This window comes from Flavobacterium anhuiense, assembly GCF_001705175.1.
Classification (GTDB): Bacteria; Bacteroidota; Bacteroidia; order Flavobacteriales; family Flavobacteriaceae; genus Flavobacterium; species Flavobacterium anhuiense.
Genome location: NZ_CP016907.1, coordinates 2,118,880 through 2,140,238, shown reverse-complemented (window position 1 = coordinate 2,140,238; position 21,359 = coordinate 2,118,880). Strand labels below are relative to the sequence as shown.

16 protein-coding genes are annotated in these 21,359 nt (G+C 34.3%); 12 read left to right on the top strand and 4 right to left on the bottom strand.

Going from position 1 to position 21,359, the window contains the following annotated elements; translation table 11 throughout:
• Position 1: 1 nt before the first annotated feature.
• Entirely contained in the window at positions 2 to 877 is an 876-nt protein-coding gene (locus tag BB050_RS09090; protein WP_008465325.1) for an aldo/keto reductase, read from the bottom strand.
• A 212-nt stretch (positions 878 to 1,089) separates the two neighbouring features.
• Here BB050_RS09090 and BB050_RS09085 point away from each other — a divergent pair, with 212 nt between their 5' ends.
• From BB050_RS09085 to BB050_RS09050, 8 genes are all read left to right on the top strand, one after another.
• The gene (locus BB050_RS09085; RefSeq protein WP_008465328.1) at positions 1,090 to 2,094 is read left to right on the top strand and encodes an AAA family ATPase; all 1,005 of its coding nucleotides are present in this window, start codon (positions 1,090 to 1,092) and stop codon (positions 2,092 to 2,094) included.
• 79 nt (positions 2,095 to 2,173) lie between these two features.
• Complete coding sequence (locus tag BB050_RS09080; RefSeq protein WP_008465329.1) at positions 2,174 to 3,037, top strand: DUF58 domain-containing protein; 864 nt, start codon at positions 2,174 to 2,176, stop codon at positions 3,035 to 3,037.
• 117 nt (positions 3,038 to 3,154) lie between these two features.
• Positions 3,155 to 4,789, top strand: a complete 1,635-nt coding sequence (locus BB050_RS09075) for a hypothetical protein (RefSeq protein ID WP_066033357.1) — start codon at positions 3,155 to 3,157, stop codon at positions 4,787 to 4,789.
• Positions 4,789 to 5,790, top strand: coding sequence for a vWA domain-containing protein (locus tag BB050_RS09070; protein ID WP_008465333.1), 1,002 nt, complete (start codon positions 4,789 to 4,791; stop codon positions 5,788 to 5,790). Before BB050_RS09075 ends, BB050_RS09070 begins: the two co-directional genes overlap by 1 nt.
• Positions 5,791 to 5,930: 140 nt before the next feature.
• A complete protein-coding gene (locus BB050_RS09065; RefSeq protein ID WP_066033356.1) occupies positions 5,931 to 6,965 on the top strand; it encodes a vWA domain-containing protein in 1,035 nt (344 codons plus the stop codon).
• 127 nt (positions 6,966 to 7,092) lie between these two features.
• The gene (locus BB050_RS09060; RefSeq protein WP_066033355.1) at positions 7,093 to 7,863 is read left to right on the top strand and encodes a tetratricopeptide repeat protein; all 771 of its coding nucleotides are present in this window, start codon (positions 7,093 to 7,095) and stop codon (positions 7,861 to 7,863) included.
• Positions 7,864 to 7,971: 108 nt separating this feature from the next.
• The gene (locus BB050_RS09055) at positions 7,972 to 9,717 is read left to right on the top strand and encodes a BatD family protein (protein WP_066033354.1); all 1,746 of its coding nucleotides are present in this window, start codon (positions 7,972 to 7,974) and stop codon (positions 9,715 to 9,717) included.
• A gap of 57 nt (positions 9,718 to 9,774) precedes the next feature.
• Positions 9,775 to 10,521, top strand: coding sequence for a tetratricopeptide repeat protein (locus BB050_RS09050; protein WP_066033353.1), 747 nt, complete (start codon positions 9,775 to 9,777; stop codon positions 10,519 to 10,521).
• Positions 10,522 to 10,603: 82 nt separating this feature from the next.
• Here the strand turns inward: BB050_RS09050 and BB050_RS09045 are convergent, their stop codons facing one another.
• The 3 genes from BB050_RS09045 to BB050_RS09035 all read right to left on the bottom strand — a co-directional run bounded on the left by BB050_RS09045 (position 10,604) and on the right by BB050_RS09035 (position 13,988).
• A complete protein-coding gene (locus tag BB050_RS09045) occupies positions 10,604 to 12,154 on the bottom strand; it encodes a vWA domain-containing protein (RefSeq protein ID WP_066033352.1) in 1,551 nt (516 codons plus the stop codon).
• A 297-nt stretch (positions 12,155 to 12,451) separates the two neighbouring features.
• A complete protein-coding gene (locus tag BB050_RS09040; protein ID WP_066033351.1) occupies positions 12,452 to 13,021 on the bottom strand; it encodes a 5-formyltetrahydrofolate cyclo-ligase in 570 nt (189 codons plus the stop codon).
• Complete coding sequence (locus BB050_RS09035; RefSeq protein ID WP_008465348.1) at positions 13,008 to 13,988, bottom strand: succinylglutamate desuccinylase/aspartoacylase family protein; 981 nt, start codon at positions 13,986 to 13,988, stop codon at positions 13,008 to 13,010. Before BB050_RS09035 ends, BB050_RS09040 begins: the two co-directional genes overlap by 14 nt.
• A 134-nt stretch (positions 13,989 to 14,122) precedes the next feature.
• Here BB050_RS09035 and uvrC point away from each other — a divergent pair, with 134 nt between their 5' ends.
• From uvrC to hppD, 4 genes are all read left to right on the top strand, one after another.
• Positions 14,123 to 15,916 carry an excinuclease ABC subunit UvrC gene (uvrC, locus tag BB050_RS09030; RefSeq protein ID WP_008465350.1) on the top strand — a complete coding sequence of 598 codons (1,794 nt, stop codon included), beginning with the start codon at positions 14,123 to 14,125 and terminating at the stop codon, positions 15,914 to 15,916.
• A gap of 7 nt (positions 15,917 to 15,923) precedes the next feature.
• Positions 15,924 to 18,194, top strand: a complete 2,271-nt coding sequence (locus BB050_RS09025) for a patatin-like phospholipase family protein (RefSeq protein ID WP_123906991.1) — start codon at positions 15,924 to 15,926, stop codon at positions 18,192 to 18,194.
• Between the two features lie 321 nt (positions 18,195 to 18,515).
• On the top strand, positions 18,516 to 19,673 hold the full coding sequence (locus BB050_RS09020; RefSeq protein WP_066035126.1) for a homogentisate 1,2-dioxygenase: 1,158 nt from the start codon (positions 18,516 to 18,518) through the stop codon (positions 19,671 to 19,673).
• A gap of 228 nt (positions 19,674 to 19,901) precedes the next feature.
• Positions 19,902 to 21,062 carry a 4-hydroxyphenylpyruvate dioxygenase gene (gene hppD, locus BB050_RS09015; protein WP_008465353.1) on the top strand — a complete coding sequence of 387 codons (1,161 nt, stop codon included), beginning with the start codon at positions 19,902 to 19,904 and terminating at the stop codon, positions 21,060 to 21,062.
• The last annotated feature ends 297 nt before the right edge of the window (positions 21,063 to 21,359 follow it).

The window sequence follows — 21,359 nt, the reverse complement described above, 5'->3', positions numbered from 1 at the left end:
ATTAAGGCACATCGTCGCCCATGCTTTCTGTCCAAATAGCAAACCAGTCTTCTTTGTCCATTTCTAATTCAACCGCTTTTGATAAAGATTGAATTCGAGCAACGTTAACCGTTCCTGCAATAGGAATAACTTTTGCCGGATGTTTTAAAATCCATGCTAGTAAAAGTGTATCTGCTCCTAAATGATATTTTTCTAATAAAGTTGAAAACAGTTTTTTCAAACGGCGTGTCTGTTTGGTATCTTCCCTAAAAACAGTTCCAAGCGGATTCCATGACAATGGACGAATTCCGTTAGTCTGCATATAGTCTAAACTGCCGTCAAGCATTGGCTCGTAATGCGTTGCCGAAAATTGCACTTGATTATAGCTAACTTCTGTTTTCTGGCGAATCAATTCTGTTTGCGAACTGGTAAAGTTTGAAAGACCAAAATCAATAATTTTCCCTTCTCCTTTTAACTTCTCAACTGCTTCTGCAATTTCATCAGCCTGCATTAACGGACTTGGTCTGTGGAGCAAGAAAACATCTACATAATCTGTTTTCAAATTCTTCAAAGAAGTTTCTACAGACTTAATGATATAATCTTTAGAATAATCATAATGTTTAATTTTGTTTTCAGGGCGTTTTTCAGCAATCATCTGAATGCCGCACTTGGTAATTAGTTGTAGTTTTTCACGATCAATTTTACTGGCGTGAAAGGCTTTTCCAAAATCGGCTTCGGTCGTATACGAACCGTAAATATCCGCGTGATCAAAAGTCGTAATTTTGTTTTCGATACTTACCTGTATCATGTTTTCCATTTCTTTGGTTGTAAGGTTTTTATCCCAAACTCCCCAATTCATAGTGCCCGAAATTATAGGCGATAAGACTGTTTTGCTCATAATAATTATGCGTTATTTTTGGTAATAATTATGCTTTAATAAAACATAATCATCAAAGTTCTTAAAAATATAAAAATAGATTCACAATTAGTCCTTAAAATTAGGTCATTGGTCGAAGTTTTAACCATTCTTTAACATCTTACTTCTCAAAAAATATTCAATTTGCACTCTCAAAAATTAGGCGTAAAAATCAAGGTTTTAAAAATATTTATATGGAAGAAAATACAACGACTTTAGACATTAGAGCGATAAATGAAAAAATTGAAAGAGAAAGTGCTTTTATAGACCTTCTTACAATGGAAATGAACAAAGTTATTGTGGGTCAGAAACATATGGTCGAGCGTCTATTGATCGGATTACTTGGACAAGGGCATATTTTATTGGAAGGAGTTCCAGGTCTGGCAAAAACTTTAGCCATCAATACGCTTTCTCAAGCGGTTCAGGGTTCTTTCAGCCGTATCCAGTTTACGCCAGATTTACTGCCTGCCGATGTTATCGGAACCATGATTTACAACATTAAAGCAAACGAATTTTCAATTAAAAAAGGACCGATTTTCGCCAATTTCGTACTTGCCGATGAGATTAACCGTGCTCCAGCAAAAGTTCAATCAGCACTTTTGGAGGCAATGCAGGAGAAACAAGTTACAATTGGAGATTCTACATTCAAATTAGATCGTCCTTTCTTGGTATTGGCAACGCAAAACCCAGTGGAGCAAGAAGGTACTTATGCACTTCCTGAAGCGCAAGTTGACCGTTTCATGCTAAAAACTGTTATTGATTACCCAAAAATTGATGAAGAGCGTTTTGTTATTCGTCAAAACTTAAAAGGATCTTTCGAAAAAGTAAATCCTGTAGTTTCTGTAGATCAGATTTTACGTGCGCAAGAAGCTGTTCGTGAAGTTTATATGGATGAAAAAATCGAAAAATATATCTTGGATATCATTTTTGCTACTCGTTATCCAGAAAAATACAAATTAGCCGATTTAAAACCGCTTATCAGTTTTGGGGCTTCTCCTCGTGGAAGTATCAATTTGGCTAATGCTGCTAAATGTTATGCTTTCATCAAACGTCGCGGTTATGTAATTCCAGAAGACGTTCGTGCAGTTGTTCACGATGTGTTACGCCACAGAGTTGGAATCACTTACGAAGCAGAAGCAGAAAACATTACTTCTGTAGACATTATCAACAAAATCGTTAACGAGATTGAAGTACCTTAAAAAGTTGATGGTTGATAGTTTTTTGTTGATGGTTTATGCGCCATCAACCAACAACCCTAAACCATAAACCAAACAAAAAATGGATACAAAAGAGCTTTTAAAAAAAGTACGGAAAATAGAAATCAAGACCAAAAGATTGAGTAATCACATCTTTTCGGGAGAATACCACTCTTCATTTAAAGGACGAGGAATGACGTTTAGCGAGGTGCGTCAATACCAATACGGAGATGATATTCGTAACATCGATTGGAATGTAACCGCACGCTACAACGAAGCTCATGTTAAAGTATTTGAAGAAGAACGCGAATTAACCATGGTTTTAATGGTCGATATTTCGGGTTCTGAGTCATTTGGTTCTAAAAATCAATTTAAGAAAGACATCGTAACCGAAATTGCGGCAACGATGGCTTTTTCGGCTACACAGAATAATGATAAAATTGGTTTAATACTATTTTCTGACACTGTCGAATTATATATTCCTCCCAAAAAAGGACGTTCGCACGTATTGCGTATCATTCGCGAATTGATTGAATTTGAACCCAAAAGCCATAAAACTGATATTGCTCAGGCATTAAAATTCTTATCTGGAACTCAGAAAAAGAAAGCCATCATTTTTATGATTTCTGATTTCATGTCTGATTCTTACGAACATACTTTAAAAATCGCTTCAAAAAAACATGACATTACAGGTGTTCGTGTGTATGACATTCGCGAAGAAAAAATTCCAAATTTAGGAATGGTAAACATGCTGGATGCCGAAACTGGAAAAATTCAATTGGTTGATACAAGTTCTAAGGCTGTTCGCATGAATTACGAGAAGCATTATCAAGAGAAACTAAATTACTTTAAAGACACTTTTCGTAAATCTGGAGCAGGAATTGTAAATACCAGAGTAGACGAAAATTACGTTACTAAACTATTAGGCTATTTCAAATCACGATAAATATAATTTTAGATTGCAGATTTTAGATTTTAGATTTTTTAAAATTGAGAATTTAAATTCTGATAAATTAATGCCATTAAGCAATCATTTTAGACTAAAATCTGAAATCCAAATCAAATGAAATTTAAACTTTATATATTTTTATTTTTACTTACTTCTACTGTTTTTGCTCAAAAACAGGTAGAAACTAGTATTGATACCACCAAAAACAAAATTGGTGCTGAGTTCAAGCTGACACTTAAAACGGTTGTGACTTCAACAGCAAAAGTTGAATTTCCGAAACTTAAAAATATTGGTCCGTTAGAAGTTATTCAATCGTATCCGATAGATACGGTAAAGAAAGATGCTACTAATTACGAACTCATAAAAAAATATGGTTTAACACAATTTGATTCTGGACATTATACAATTCCAAGCGTTAAGATTTTAATCGATAAAAAACCTTTTTATAGCGACTCTATTAAAGTTGAAGTTGCCAACGTAAAAGTCGACACTTTACAGCAGAAAATGTATGATATCAAAGATATTACTTCGGCTGATGAAGGAACGGGAAATTGGTGGATTTATGTTTTAATTGCTTTAGCTATTATCGGAATTGGAGTTTTCGTTTATTGGTATGTTAAAAAACGCCAGCTCAAAAAAATCGAAGAGGAAGTTTATAAAACGCCTATCGAAAAAGCGACTAGTTTATTAAATAACCTAGAACAGAAAGAACTCGTTCAAAAAGGTGAAATTAAAGAATACTATAGCGAATTGACTGATATCGCCAGAAATTATATTGAAGAAGCCATTCATATTCCAGCAATGGAAAGCACCACTTCTGAATTGATTCAGGCTATCAGAATAGCATCGACTCAAAAGAAAATGACCCTTACAGCAGAAACGGTTGAAAATCTGGAACGCGTTTTACGTCAAGCCGATTTGGTAAAATTTGCGAAATCAAAACCGCTTGATTTTGAAATTACTGAAGATAGAAATAAAATTCAAAAAGTAATTTTAACGCTGGATAATGCTATTCCGACAGAAGTTCCTGAGGATATAGAAGATCAATTATTGAACGAAGCACAAAGACAAAAACAAATTCAGGCACAGCTTAAAAAACAGCGCAATGCAAGAATTGGTTATGCAGTTGGAGCTGTCATACTTTTATTGTTTGCTACAACAACTTTCTTTATTGTTACCAAAGGGTTCAATTACGTAAAAGACAATATAATTGGCCATCCATCTAAAGAATTATTAGAAGGCGAATGGGTAAAAAGTGCTTATGGAAATCCAGCTGTTCTTATTGAAACGCCAAAGGTTTTAAAAAGAATGGATGCTCAAAAAGTACTTCCAAAAGAAGCTATGGCTCTTATCAAAGAAATGCAGCTTTTTGCATATGGAAGCATGATTGACAATTTCTATGTAACGGTTTCTACATCTAAATTCAAACAGCCAACCGATATTGACTTAAGCAAAACCCTTGAAGGCACTCTAAAAATCATTGAAGCTCAAGGCGGACAAAATATTATTGTAAAACAAGAAGATTTTCAAACAAACGAAGGTATTCAGGGAATAAAAGGTTATGGAACAATGACTGTTTTGAATCCGGCAACCAAAACGAGTACAAAAGCATATTATGAATTGTTACTTTTCAAACAGGATCAAGGTTTACAGCAAATCATGATTTTACATGAAGAAGGCGATACTTATGCAAACGAGATTACAACTCGAATCTTAAATTCTGTTGAACTTCAAAGAGCAAACAACTAATGGGCAAGATCACTTTTTTAAATCCAGAATTTCTTTGGTTGTTTCTATTAATTCCTATTGCGATAATATGGTTTTTCTGGAAACGCAATCAGCAGTCAGCTACCTTAAAAATGAGTTCGACGGCAGGTTTCCAAAAGAGCGAATCGTTTTGGACAAAGTTCAAACCTGCTCTTTACGTTTTTAGAATTTTGGCTTTGAGTTCGCTAATTATAGCATTGGCTAGACCAAGAACAGTAGACATCAGCAACCAGACAAAAACCACAAAAGGAATTGATATTGTCATGGCAATTGACGTTTCTGGTTCTATGCTGGCAAAAGATTTAAAGCCAAACCGTATGGAAGCTTTAAAAAGAGTTGCTGCAGATTTCGTTGAAGAAAGACCAAATGATAGAATCGGATTGGTTTTGTATGCTTCTGAAGCATATACCAAAACTCCAGTTACAAGTGACAAGGCAATTGTTCTTGAGGCCATAAAAGGCATTAAATATGATAATGTTTTGCAAGACGGAACAGGAATTGGAATGGGATTGGCAACAGCTGTAAATCGTCTGAAAGACAGTAAAGCAAAAAGCCGCGTTATCATTTTGCTTACCGATGGTGTTAATAATGCTGGTTTTATTGAACCAGAAACAGCATCTGATATTGCAAAACAATACGGAATTAAAGTCTACACAATTGGTCTTGGAACAAACGGAATGGCAGAATCTCCATACGCATACGCTCCAAATGGCGGTTTCTTATTCAAAATGCAGAAAGTTGAAATCGATGAAAAGCTAATGAGAAGCATCGCCAGAAAAACTGATGGAACTTATTTTAGAGCAACAAGCAATGCTAAATTAGCAGAAATATATAACTCAATCAATAAACTGGAAACGACAGAAATTCAGGAATTGAAATTCTACGATTATGACGAAAAATACAGGTTTTTTGTTTTATTTGCAGGCTTTTTATTATTGCTAGAAGTTGGATTAAGAAATACGGTTTACAGAAGCTTCATTTGATTTTTCAAATCAAAAAATTCCAAAAATAAAATTCCAAATAACAAATTGGAATTTGGAATTTTTAAAATTGGAGTTTAAAACAAGTTTGGAATTTGGAATTTATCTCAGCATTATTTGAGATTGGAATTTTAAAAATATTTATGGAATTAGACGAAAAAAAATATTTATATCTCTTAATACTAATCCCGATTGTGGTGTGTATTTTTCTTTTCAACATGTATTGGAAAAGAAGAACACAGCGTGAATTTGGCGATTTGGAAATGGTAAAAAGATTGAGTCCTGAAAAATCAGTTTTTAAACCTGTTTTAAAAATCGTAGTGATTCTTCTGGCACTTACTTGCTTGATTATCGGTTTGGTAAATCCGAAAATCGGAACCAAAATGGAAACCGTAAAACGAGAAGGTATTGATATTGTTTTCGCTGTCGACGTTTCTAAAAGTATGCTGGCAGAAGACGTTGTTCCTAGCCGTTTAGAAAAAAGTAAACAGCTGGTTTCTCAAATTATTAATAATTTAGGAAGTGACAGAATCGGAATCGTTGCTTACGCAGGAAGCGCATTCCCTGTTTTGCCAATTACATCAGATTACAGCGTTGCAAAAATGTTTTTACAAAGCATGAGTCCAGGAATGGTTTCATCTCAAGGAACATCTTTGGACGAAGCGATTAAATTGTCTTCGACTTATTTTGATGAAAAAAGCAAAACCAGCAAATTATTAATCCTAATCTCTGACGGTGAAGATCATTCTGAAGGTGCAGCAGCTGCGGCTGAAGAAGCCAATAAATTAGGAATGAAAATTATCACAATTGGTGTAGGGACAGAAAAAGGAGGAACTATTCCGCTAAAAGAAAATGGCGTGGTAAGAGGCTATCAGAAAGATCAAAACGGAGAAACAGTAATCACCAAATTAAACCAAGAAGGTTTAAAAACAATTGCAAAAGCAACAAAAGGTGGTTACGTTTACGGCGGAAGTACAAAAGAAGTTTTAGAATATGTGAAGAATGCTTTAAACAATATTCAGAAAACAGAATTCGAAGCTACGCAAATGGCAGAATTTCAATCACAGTTTCAATGGTTTATCGGATTTGCATTTTTATTGCTTTTCCTAGACATTTTCTTGTTGGAAAGAAAAACAAGCTGGATCAAAGAATTGGATTTATTTAATGAAAAGAAATAAAAAAGTCAGCCACTAATTACTCGAATTTACACGAATGACAATTATTTAATTTGTGAAATTCAAAAATAATGATAAAAAAAATTAGTGCCAATTAGCGAAATTCGTGGCGAAAAAAAATAAAACTAGAATGAAAAATTTACTTCTTTATATTTTACTAACCGTTTCTTTTGCAGTTACTGCACAAGAAAAAGACAAATCATTGCCTGTTGGGAATGAAGAATATAAGCAGAATAAATTTACTGATGCTGAGGCAAACTATAGAATTTCGGAATCAAAATTTCCTAAGAAATCAGCTGCAGCCTATAATTTAGGGAATACCATTTACAGACAAAATCAGATTTCGGAAGCTAAATACGCTTACGCGAAAGCGATAAAAAATGCCAAAACAAGACCTGAAAAACATAAGGCTTATCATAATCTTGGAAATACTTTCATGAAAGAAAAAGATTATACTCAGGCAGTTGAAGCATACAAACAAGCACTTCGTAATGACCCAACCGATGAAGAAACACGTTACAACTATGCTTACGCTAAACAAAAACTAAAAGAAAATCCTCCGAAAAACGATCAGAACAAGGATAAAAACAAGGACAAAGACAAGGATAAGGATAAAAATAAAGACAAGAACAAAGACAACAATAAAGACAAAAACAAGGATAAAGATAAGAAAGACGACAAAGGCGATCAGGACAAAGACAAAAAAGACGGTAAAAATGATCCTAAGCAAGATGATAAATTTGACAACCAAGGACAGCCAAAACCACAGCCTGGAGGAATATCAAAAGAGCGTGTTCAGAATTTATTAGATGCGGTAAATAATGAAGAAAAGAAAATTCAGGACAAAGTAAATGCTCAGAAAGTAAAAGCAAATCCTAAGAAAACAGAAAAAGACTGGTAGGATTTTGAGTTTAATCGTTTAATTGTTTATTTGTTTAATCAGATATACAGTTAAACGATTAACGGTTAAACAGTTTAACAGCTAAATAAACAACGACTAAAACAAGGAATGAAAAGATATTTAATTCTATTTCTACTCACTTTTCAAGGATTGATGGCTCAGGTGCAATTTGAAGCCAGAGTCAGCAAGAATACACTTGGACTAAACGAAAGACTTCGCATTGATTTCATTATGAATGTTGACGGAGATAATTTCGAACAGCCTTCTTTTGATGGATTTAAAATGGTTGCCGGACCAAGCCAGCAGATTAGCCAGTCTTGGATTAATGGCCGAAGCTCTTTTCAAAAAATATATTCTTATATCATACAGCCTGAGCGAAAAGGATCAATTACAATCAAACAGGCTGCAATAGAATTTAATGGTCAGATTTACAAAACAAATCCAATAAAAGTTACTGTAACCAATGCAGTTGCTCAGGAAAGAGATCCAAATGATAGACCACAAGGATCTGGAAATGAATTGCTCAATCTAGTTGCCGAAATCTCAAAAACAAATCCTTACCTAAACGAACCGATTACAGTCGTTTATAAATTGTATTTTAATAATATTGGCGTTACCGGTTTTAAAGAACTGGCAAAACCGAAATACAATGATTTCTGGAATCAGAACATTGATATCAAACAACTTTCTGTACAACAAGGATCTTATCAAGGGCAACAAGCTTATTATGTAATCTTGAAAAAAGTGATTTTATATCCGCAGAAATCAGGAAGGCTTACTATTGAACCTCTTTCTCTAGATATTGGTGTACAATTGCCAACAAATCGCCGTGATATGTTTGGTCAAATGATCATTACAGAAGACAATAAAGTAGTTTCTGCTGGAGCAAAAACAATTAATGTAAGACCACTTCCTGAAAGCAGCAAACCAGAAGGATTTACTGGTGCTGTCGGAAAATTTAATTTCACTGTTACTCCATCAAAAACCACACTTAAAAATGGTGAAGGTCTTGACTTAATTGTGAGTGCTCAGGGAACTGGAAACATGAAGTTATTTACTCTTCCAAAACCAGTTGTTCCAAACGCATTAGAGATGTACGATCCTGTTCACGATGAACAAGTGACCAATTCGCTGAATGGTATGTCTGGAAGAATCACAGACAAATACACTATTGTTCCTCAATACAGAGGAAAATATGCAATTAAACCAATGCAGTTTTCGTATTTTGATTTGAGTACTGGCACTTATAAAACCATAACTTCAAAAGAAATTATGATTGATGTTTTAGACGGACCAACACCTGCCGAAGCAAATACAGGAACGACAGCTAAAAATGTTGTGGCCAAAGCAGATGAATTCAAGAACATTAAATCTAAAACAGCATTAATTCCGATTGAGAAAAAAGATTTTTATGACTCAAATCTGTATTTAGGATTATTGTTTGCTCCATTTATCATTATTCCGATTATCATTTTAGCTAGAAAGAAAAAAGAAGCTATGGATAATGATGTTACTGGAAACAGAATTAGAATGAACAATAAGCTTGCTAAGAAATATTTATCGCAAGCCAAGAAACATCTTAACAATAAAGAGCCTTTCTATATCGCATTAGAAAAAGCAATGCACAATTTCTTGAAGGCAAAATTGCATATCGAAACTTCAGAAATGAGCAAAGACAATATTAGAGAATTGCTATTGTCTAGAAATGCAAACGCAGAGACGGTTCAGAATTTTATTGCTTTGACTGAAAACTGCGAATTTGCACGTTATGCACCAGCATCGAGCGCTTCGATTCAGCAGGATTATGATAAGGCCGTTATGATTATTTCTGAATTAGAAAAACAGATTGTTTAAACGTAATAAAACAAACCTAACAGGTTTTAAAAACCTGTTAGGTTTAAACAAAATAAGATGAAAAATATACTATATCTCTTTTTATTCATCTCGCAGGTTTTCTTTGCGCAGGGTCGCTTTGAATCGGCTAATGCTTTGTACCAAAAAGGGCAATATAAAGAAGCGGCACAGGTTTATGAGAACATTATAAAAGAAGATAAACTGCAATCTGCCGAATTGTATTTCAATTTAGGAAATTGTTATTACAAACTAAATCAGGTTGCGCCTTCGATTTATAATTATGAGAAAGCTTTGGTTCTTAAACCAAACGATCCAGAGACTTTAAACAATCTAAAATTTGCCAAAAAACTGACTATCGATGAAATCAAAGAAGTTCCTAAAGTAGGTTTTGCAAAACTGATCCAGAACTTTACTTCTATTTTTGATTATAATACTTGGGCTAAGATTTCTGTTGCGCTTGGCTTTGTATTTTTATTGAGTTTTATTGGGTATTACTTTTCAAATGCCACACTCGCAAAAAGAATTTATTTTGTTGGAATGTTTATTATTCTCGTTGCATTTGCGTTAAGCATTTCGGCTGGAATGTCTGAAAAAAGTCATTTTGAAAACGATCGTGTTGCTATTGTATTTTCTGAGTTAAGCCAAGTTCGACGCGAGCCTCAAAAATCTTCAAATGGTATTATCCTATTGCATGAAGGAGCAAAAGTTTATGTGTTAGAAAGTATTGCAGGTTGGAAAAAAATCGAATTGACAGACGGAACTCAAGGCTGGATAGATTCTTCAACTATTAAAGAAGTAAAATAAAGTTTTAAAATATTTAAATATAAAAATCCCAAATTCCAATTTTAAGTTGGAGTTTGGAATTTTTCTTTTTTCGAATTTTAAATTAATTCACCGCATCGACCAATCGTACAAACTCAGATCTATAGCCATCTTCGTCATTTGATAAACCAGATTTTGCCAATCTTTTAATATCCGAACTTGAACTGCTGGCAATATATTTGGAATCTCTGAGTTTTAATCCGAACCAAGAAACGGCAGTTGTAAATTTGAAATCTGCAGAACTGTTTTCCAAGTCTGTTTTCTTATCTGCAATTATATTTACGATTTCAATGCTTTTGTTGCCATCAGGTTTTTTATATCTAAATTTTACTGTAGCCAATTCATCGTTATGGTTTTCAGCTACTTTTGGCGTTTTAGTATATTTTAAATCTGAAGGGACATAATCACTCTCTACACCAACAGGAACTATTTCAAACAAAGCCGTAACCGAATGTCCGCTACCTAACTCGCCCGCATCAATTTTATCATTTTTAAAATCTTCTGCATTAAGTTTTCGGTTTTCATAACCAATCAATCGGTATGCTTGAACATGATTTGGATTAAACTCAATTTGGATTTTTACATCTTTTGCGATAGCAAACATAGAACCTTTAAATTCTTTTCCAAGAAAACGATTCGCTTCCTGAATGTTATCGATATAAGCATAATTTCCATTTCCTTTGTCGGCCAAGATTTCCATTTTACTGTCTTTGTAATTCCCCATCCCAAATCCAAGAACGGTTAAGAAAACTCCAGATTCTCTTTTTTGTTCAATCAATTTCAGCATATCATCATCAGAAGAAGCACCAACATTAAAATCTCCATCAGTCGCTATCACTACTCGATTATTGCCGCCTTTAATAAAATTTTGTTGTGCCAGCTTATAAGCCAATTCGATTCCTTCTCCTCCTGCCGTGCTTCCACCTGCGTGCAAATCGTCAAAAGCATCCATAATTTCATCTTTATTATCTCCCGAAGTTGGCTCTAAAACTACTCCCGCAGATCCTGCATAAACGACAATTGAAACTTTATCAATGCTTCGAAGTTCTTTCACCAAAATTTTCATAGATTCTTTCAGCAAAGGAAGTTTATTTGGTTCATCCATCGAACCCGAAACATCCACTAGAAAAACTAAATTAGAAGCCGGCAAATTTGCCATTGGAACATTCTTTCCCTGCAGACCAATTTTTAGCAATCTGCTATTTTTATTCCACGGACAATCGCTGTATTCTGTATTTATAGAAAACGGATGCTGACCATCTGGCTGCGGATATTTGTATTTAAAAAAGTTGATCATTTCTTCAACACGAACAGCGTCTTTTGGAACTTTCTGCCCTTCGTTTATAAATCTGCGGATATTAGTATACGATGCGTTATCAACATCGATAGAAAAAGTAGAAAGTGGTTCTTTCAGCGGAGATTCAAACGGATTTTCTTCTAATGCCGCATAACTTTCTGTATTGGTTTCAGGAATATAATTTTCCTCTTCAATTAAATCGGTCGTAGCTGCAACTGCAGTAGAATCTGCGGTTTCCACAATCTCATAATCAGCTTTCTTACAGCCGAAAATAGTAAGTACAAGGAATGCCATCATAAAGAAATTAAGATTTCTCATAAAGTAAGTTTTAAAAAAATTAATAAAAGGTTATAGGCTTCAAATAAGGACTAGCATTCCGGATTTACTAGAGGCGATTATTTGCAATTTTTCGAGTATCAAAATCGTGCCAAATTTTTTACAAATATTTTTCTTACGTGAAAATAAAATGAGAAACCCTTATTTTTAAAGGGATTTCGTGTGAATATTTTTTGAATGTGAAGATTTTTTTTGCCACAGATTAAAGGGTTAAAAAGGATTAATCTTTTGGAATCATTTTAATCTGTGCCATTAAATTTTGAACGTTCCGCTGTGAAATTAAAATGTATAAATTTTCTCTGGCGTAACGCAATAATCCAATTTAATATCCGATTCAAAAACGTCATCAATTTGGTTTACCGATTCAAAAAAAGAAAGTCCAATTTTTATGGTTTCGGTTTTGCATTCGGCAAGAAATTTATCGTAAAAACCCTTTCCATAACCAATTCGGTTTCCATAAACATCAAAAGCCAAAAGTGGCACAAAAACCACTTCAACTTTTGAAGATGGAACTTCAATTCCATCAACGGGTTCAGGAATATTGTATTCGTTCTTTTTGATTTTAGTATTATCTGTTAAAAGAAAATGAGTCATTTTTCTGGTTTCAAAATCACTTTTCGAAATCAGGATTTCTTTGTCTTTTCCAGAAAGCAAGTGCAGAATATATTCGGTATTTACTTCTTTATGCTCTTCAATCGGAAGAAAAACATGATAATACGTTTTATTCCAGATCGGCATTTGAATTAATTGATTGGCAATTGCAAGGCTCTTCTCTTCTATTTCATCAAAAGAAAGTGCTTTACGAAGATTTTTATATTCTATGCGAAGTTCTTTTTTACTCGTCGGCATTATCGTCTGGGGTTTTAGATAAATGATAAATGGCATCGCCCTCATAAACAATTGGCGAATGATTGGCATTGATTACATAACCATCATGCGGTGCTTTTACTTTTTGCTCAAACTTCCCAAACGGATCTGTAATAATGGCTAAGATAGTTCCTTTGGTTACAAATTTTCCAACCAAATTAAAATCATGAAGCAGTCCAGAACATTTTGCACGTAGCCAAACCGATTGTTTAATATAAATTGAAGGAGTTAATGCGGGTTCCATAATTTGTTTAGAATCCAACATTCCTAAATAGTGAAGCAAACGTTTGGTTCCTAATACGCCTTGGTTTGCAATTTCGTTATTGATATCTAGTGATTTTCCGCCTTCAAAAAGCAGCATTTTGACATTGGCACTCTCAGAAGTTTTCCTAAAAGAGCCATTTATATTTTTAGAATACAGCGTAAATGGTGCATTAAAAATATCGGCGAGAACTTTCAGTTCAGGATTATTTTCGGTAATTCTAATCTGCGGCGCATTAAAACGGCTTGCTCCACCCGCATGAAAATCGACAGCATAATCTAAAATCGGTAAAATCTCTTCGACAATATGATAGGCAAATCGGCTGGCAAGCGAACCTTTTTTACTTCCGGGAAAAACACGATTCAAGTCACGCCCGTCTGGAAATTCTCTCGATTTGTTGACAAAACCGTACATATTGATTACCGGAATACAGATTATTGTACCGCAAGCCGGTCTGTTTATTTTTTTACTAATGATCTGACGAACAATTTCGACACCGTTAATTTCGTCACCATGTATTCCTGCTGAAAACAATATTGTTGGGCCTTCATGTTTAGAACGGCGCACAATTACAGGAATATTCAACTTAGTTGTAGTATGAAGCCGAGCAATTTCGACATTTATGGTTCTATGTTCTCCTGGCAAAATCGATTCGCCAAAAATGACCAATGGAGCACTATTTTTCATGTGAATTATAAAATCTAAATATAGAAATTATTCTTTTGATTTTGTAAATTTGAAACTAATTCAATGTTAAGCTTGTTTCAGAAATCGGAATGGTTTTTGAAAAGCTTTTCGAACATCTTCAGAAACACAATAGAATGCAAAAACCGTCCTTAGATCTTCAAATTTTAACCTTGCCTGATAATCCGGGCGTATATCAATATTATGATAAAGACGGGAAAATCTTGTATGTCGGAAAAGCTAAAAATTTAAAAAAAAGGGTTTCCTCCTATTTCAATAAAATTCACGATACTGCCAAAACGAACGTATTGGTAAAAAAAATCGTGACTATAAAACATATCGTAGTTCCAACGGAAACCGATGCGCTTTTATTAGAAAACAATTTAATTAAAACGCTTCAGCCGAGATACAACGTTTTATTACGAGATGATAAAACGTATCCGTGGATTTGCATCAAAAAAGAACCATTTTCTAGAATATTTTCTACTCGAAGAATGGTTAAAGACGGCTCTGAATATTTTGGCCCATACACTAATTTCAAAACTGTACATACGATTTTAGATTTAATCAAAGAATTGTATCCGCTTAGAACTTGCAACTACGATTTGAGCGAATCGAATATTAATTCTGGAAAATTTAAAGTTTGTTTAGAATATCACATTGGCAATTGCAAAGGCCCATGCGAAGGTTTGGAACCTTTGGAAGAATACCAAAAACAAGTCAATGCGATTCGAGAAATCTTGAAAGGAAACTTCAAAGAAAGTTTAAAAGATTTCAAGAAACTGATGAACAATTATGCGCAGAACTTGCAGTTTGAAGAAGCGCAGAAAATTAAAGAAAAGATTGAAGTTTTGGAAAATTATCAATCCAGATCTACTATTATAAATCCGAAGATCACCAATATCGATGTTTTCTCGATTGTTTCTGACGAAAGTGCCGCTTATGTCAATTTCCTTCAGATTTCACATGGTTCTATTATTCGTTCGCACACTTTAGAAATGAAGAAAAAACTCGATGAAAGCGATGAAGAATTACTGGAATTGGCAATTGTAGAACTTCGTGAGCGTTTTCAATTATTATCCAAAGAAATTATTGTTCCTTTTGAATTGGATTTAGGCGAAAATATCAAGACAACTGTTCCACAACTTGGGGATAAAAAACAGATTCTGGATTTGTCGATTCGAAATGCCAAATTCTATCGCATCGAACAATTAAAACAATTGCAGATTGTAGATCCAGATCGTCACGTAAACCGAATTATGGCGCAGATGCAGAAAGATCTGCGTCTTCCGTCTGAACCAAGACATATAGAATGTTTTGATAACTCGAACATTCAGGGAACAAATCCAGTTGCGGCTTGCGTCGTTTTTAAAGACGGAAAACCGAGCAAAAAAGATTATCGCCATTTTAATGTCAAAACCGTTGAAGGCCCAAACGACTTTGCTTCGATGACCGAAATTGTGTATCGCCGCTACAAAAGAGTATTGGAAGAAAACGAACCTTTGCCACAATTGATAATAATTGACGGTGGAAAAGGCCAGCTTTCAGCAGCATTAAAAAGTATTGACGATTTAGGCTTACGCGGAAAAGTAGCCATTATCGGAATCGCAAAACGTCTGGAAGAACTTTTCTATCCTGGCGATTCAATTCCGTTATATTTGGACAAAAAATCAGAAACATTAAAAGTTATTCAGCATTTAAGAAATGAGGCGCATAGATTCGGGATTACATTTCATAGAGACAAAAGAAGCAAATCGGCCCTTAATTCTTCTGTTGAAAGTATTCCAGGAATCGGTGAAAAAACCATGACTACCTTAATACAACATTTTAAAAGTGTTAAAAGATTGAAATTAGCTACAGAAAAAGAAATTTCAGCCGTTGTAGGTGTTTCTAAAGCCAAAAAAATTGTCGACTTTTACAAAACCAACTAGAGTTTTTATGCGTTCATTCCAACTGTACATTTCAAAAAATTGGTTCAAAGGAGTTTCCTCGCGCGCATTCTCATTTGTTGTATTGCTGTTATTTTTGTTTTCGCAAGAAGCTTTTTCACAGGAAATTAAAAAAGACAGTATTAAAAGACCCAAAATTGGCTTGGTTTTAAGCGGCGGCGGCGCCAAAGGTTTTGCTCATATCGGAGTTTTAAAAGTTTTGGAAGAAGCCGGAATCAAAATTGATTATATTGGCGGAACCAGTATGGGTTCTGTAATCGGCGGACTTTATGCTTCTGGTTACAACGCTTCACAGATTGATTCGATTTTTAAAAAAACCAATTTTGACGAATTAATTAACGATTACATTCCACGTTCATCCAAAAACTTTTATGGCAAAAAGAATGACGAATTGTATGCCGTTGTTTTGCCATTTAGCAATTTCAGAATCGGCATTCCTGAAGCGCTTTCAAAAGGAATGTACAATTATAATTTATTGAGCAGTTTAACTAGAAACGTGCGCCACGTTCGTGATTTCAACAAACTGCCGACTCCCTTTCTATGTATCGGAACCAATATTGAAACAGGCGAAGAAGTTTTATTAAACAAAGGAAATCTTGTTCAGGCTATGATGGCAAGCGCTGCTTTTCCTTCTTTATTTACTCCAGTAGAAATTGACGGAAATCTTCTTGTTGATGGCGGCGTTGTAAACAATTACCCTATACAAGAAGTTCGCAATCTTGGTGCAGATATTATTATTGGTGTCGACGTTCAGGATGATTTGCTGAAAAGAAAAAACCTGAAAAATGCCACGAGAATTTTGGTTCAGATTACCAATCTGCAATCCATCGAAAAAATGAAAAGTAAGGTAAAAGACACCGATGTTTATATCAAACCTGATATTCGCGATTTTGGTGTTATTTCATTTGACCGAGGAGAAGAAATCATCAGAAAAGGAGAAGAAGCGGCTTTTGCGGTTTATGAAAAACTCAAAACATTGACAGACGAAAACAACTTTTATAAAAAACCAAAATTAAAAGTTGCAACAGATACGCTTCATATTCAAGACATAAATACTGATAAATTAGAAAATTATACCAAAGAATATATTCGCGGTAAACTTCGTTTCAAGCCAGGAAGCACTATAACTTACGACGGTCTTAAAGCTGGAATTAACAACTTAAATGCTACACAAAACTTTAGCACAATCTCCTATTGCCTTCAGCCAAATGGCGATAAAGACAATTTGGATTTGGTTTTAAGAGAAAATCCAACTCAGACGTATCTAAAACTTGGGCTTCATTATGACGGTCTTTACAAAAGTGCTGTTTTATTAAATCTTACTCATAAAAAGACTTTCTTAAAAAATGATGTTACTTCTCTGGATATCATTCTGGGTGATAATTTCAGATATGATTTTAACTATTATGTCGAAAATGGCTTTAACATCAGTTTTGGTTTCCGTTCTAGATTGAATCAATTTAACCGAAATGTAACTACCAGTTTAAGTGGCGTTCTGAAAGAAACACCAAATGTCAATCTCATTAATGTTGACTTTATGGATATAAGCAATCAGGCTTATTTTCAGACTATTTTTGTACAGAAATTTTTAATGGGCGGCGGTCTAGAATATAAATATCTAAAAATCAATTCGCCTACGCTTGCCAATGAAGATAACATAATTGAGAAAAGCAATTATTTTAGCGCTTTTGCTTATTTAAAATACGATTCGTTAGATGAAAAATATTACCCAAGCTCTGGATTATATTTTTCTACAGATGTGCAGACCTATATGGCATCATCGGATTATACCAAACAATTTAAACCTTTTTCCATTGCAAAAGCCGAGGTTTCAATTGTGAGACCGTTATTCAGAAAAGCAACCATAAAATTCGGAGCCGATGCTGGATTTAATATTGGTAGCGACAGTGTTCCGTTTTTTGATTTTATTTTGGGAGGGTATGGCTACAACAAAATAAATAACTTCAATTATTTCTACGGATATGATTTTCTAAGTATTGCCGGCAACAGCTACATTAAATCTGATATTAATATTGATTATGAAATCTTCAAAAAAAACCATATCAATGTATCAGCTAATTTTGCCAACTTAGGAGATGATATTTTTTCTTCTGTTGATTGGGTTTCTATGCCAAAATATACAGGATACGCAATTGGTTATGGTTTAGAAACCATAATTGGACCAATTGAAGTAAAACAATCTTGGTCTCCAGAAATGTCAAAAAGCTTTACGTGGTTCAGTATCGGGTTTCAATTTTAGTAGTATAATCGAGAATACTTCAATAAATTCTGCCTATTTTTTTACATCATAAAATTTAAATCAAAAAAATTAAGTTATTTTATAGTTATAAATAATATAATTTTTATTTTTACTCCGAAAAAATTACGACATTTGTTATAATGAAAACAAATTGGACAGGTTTATTAGAGTATCTTCAATTCCTCATCAAGAGAAATCCTGAGTAATGGCTCTATCGAATTGAAATAATCAGTCAATATCAAAAAATTGAACTGGTTGTTTATCTCTGCAATTCAAATTTTCGAATTATCTAATTTTACTAATTATCTAATTGAAAAAGCCATGCCACTATATCATAAACTTGGGGATTTTCCTCAAAAGCGACACACCCAATTCGAAAAGCCAAATGGAGGTTTTTATTACGAACAATTGTTTGGAACCGAAGGTTTTCACGGACATTCGTCATTGTCTTATCATGTACACAGACCAACGCAGGTTAAAGAAATTTTAAACTCTTATTCGGTTGAACCTAAAATTGCAATCGGAAAAAACATAAAATCATTACTTTTTAAAGGTTTTGAATTGAAACCTGAGAATGATTTTCTAGACAGCCGAAAAGCTATGTTGGTCAATAAAGACTGCATTATTGGTTTGGCTGCGCCGAAAGAATCACTTCGAAATTATTTCTACAAAAATGCCGACGCTGATGAAATGCTTTTCATCCACAGAGGGAAAGGAAAATTAAGAACCATGTTAGGAAATATTCCGTTTGAATATGGCGATTATTTAATTATTCCACGCGGCATTATTTATCAAATCGAATTCGAAACAGAAAATAACCGATTATTTTACGTAGAATCTTATTCTCCTTTTTATACTCCCAAACGTTATAAAAACCAATCTGGCCAGCATTTAGAACATTCTCCGTTTTGCGAGCGTGATTTTATTCTGCCAAGCGAATTGGAAACACATGACGAAAAAGGCGATTTTTTAATTAAAATCAAAAAAGAAGGAATGATTCACGAAGTGGTTTATGCCACACATCCGTTTGACGTTGTAGGCTGGGACGGCTACAATTTCCCGTACGGATTTTCAATTCACAATTTCGAACCTATAACTGGACGTGTTCACCAACCGCCACCAGTACATCAAACTTTTGAAACAGCAGCTTTCGTTGTTTGTTCATTCTGCCCTAGACTTTACGATTATCACCCAAAAGCTATTCCAGCACCATACAATCATAGCAATATAGATTCTGACGAAGTCCTATATTATGTCGATGGTGATTTTATGAGCCGTAATAATATTGAGCAAGGGCATATCACTTTACACCCAAAAGGAATTCCACACGGTCCAGCGCCAGGCGCAATGGAACGAAGTATTGGTCACAAAGAAACTCAAGAATTAGCCGTTATGGTAGATACTTTCCGCCCGTTAATGGTTACTGAAGAAGCTATGGGGCTTGATGATGGACAATACTACAAATCTTGGACAGAATAACTAAACTTATTTAACCGCAAAGTTCGCAAAGGATTTTTCGCAAAGTTCACAAAGATTCTAAGTAAATTTTACCAAACCAAGTTCGCAAAGCTTTGCGTTCTTAGCGATTTTATAAAATCTAAATCAAAAAAATCTTTGCGCTCTTTGCAGTAAAAAAAAATCAAACACAACACTAACACTTCGGTTTTCGATCAATTAAACGATTAACCGATTAAACAAATAAACAAAATGAGCAAAGAAGTAAAATCAGTAGAATACGGATTAGAGAAAATATTTGAAGGAGCACAAGATTTCCTTCCATTATTAGGAACAGATTATGTAGAATTTTATGTAGGGAATGCAAAACAAGCTGCACATTATTATAAATCTGCATTTGGATATCAATCATTGGCTTATGCCGGATTAGAAACTGGAGTAAGAGACAGAGCATCTTATGTTTTAAAACAAGACAAAATCAGAATTGTTTTAACAACGCCATTAACAGCGGATTCTCCAATTAACGAACATTTGAAAAAACATGGTGACGGAGTAAAAGTTGCTGCCCTTTGGGTTGAAGATGCAACAAAATCTTACGAAGAAACGATGAAACGTGGAGCACGCTCTTTTATGGAACCAACTGTAGAAGAAGATGAATTTGGTCAAGTGGTACGTTCTGGAATTTACACTTACGGAGAAACCGTTCACATTTTCGTTGAAAGAAAAAATTACAACGGAGTTTTCTTGCCAGGTTATAGAGAATGGAAATCTGACTTTAACCCAGAACCAACGGGATTAAAATACATTGACCACATGGTTGGAAATGTAGGTTGGAACGAAATGAATACTTGGGTAAAATTCTACGAAGAAGTTATGGGATTCGTGAATTTCTTATCTTTTGACGACAAGCAAATCACTACAGAATATTCTGCTCTGATGAGTAAAGTAATGTCAAACGGAAACGGAAGAATTAAATTCCCAATCAACGAACCAGCTGAAGGAAAGAAAAAATCTCAAATCGAAGAATATTTAGATTTCTATGGTGGACCTGGAATTCAGCATATCGCTATTGCTACAGACGATATCATTAAAACAGTATCACAACTGAGAGCACGCGGCGTTGAGTTTTTATCGGCCCCTCCTCATACTTATTACGAAGCAATCCCAGAAAGATTAGGTGTTCATATGGATATGATGAAAGAAGATTTAAATGAAATCGAAAAATTGGCGATCATGGTTGATGCCGATGAAGATGGTTACTTATTACAGATTTTTACCAAGCCAGTTCAAGACAGACCTACACTTTTCTTCGAAATTATCCAGAGAATGGGTGCAAAAGGATTTGGTGCAGGTAACTTTAAAGCTCTGTTTGAGTCAATTGAGAGAGAACAAGAATTGAGAGGAACTTTGTAAAAACGCATTTTTTTTGCATTTAAACGCGGATTTCTCTAAAAAAAGATGTTTTTTTTGCAAATGTTATGTTAAACTTGACTTTGGCTATTTGAAATCTGAACTTTCTATCTATCTTTGCACTCGCAAATCAGGAAGGGGTGGTTTCCTTCCGAATTGATATAAATTTCATAATTTATAGTTTTTTGGTTAGTTAATAGCATAAAAACTCAGTCATCTTTGACTGAGTTTTTTTGTTTTGGTACATTTGGAATAGAATTTGCATTTGTCTACCTTTATAATAAAACGTAAAGAATGTAC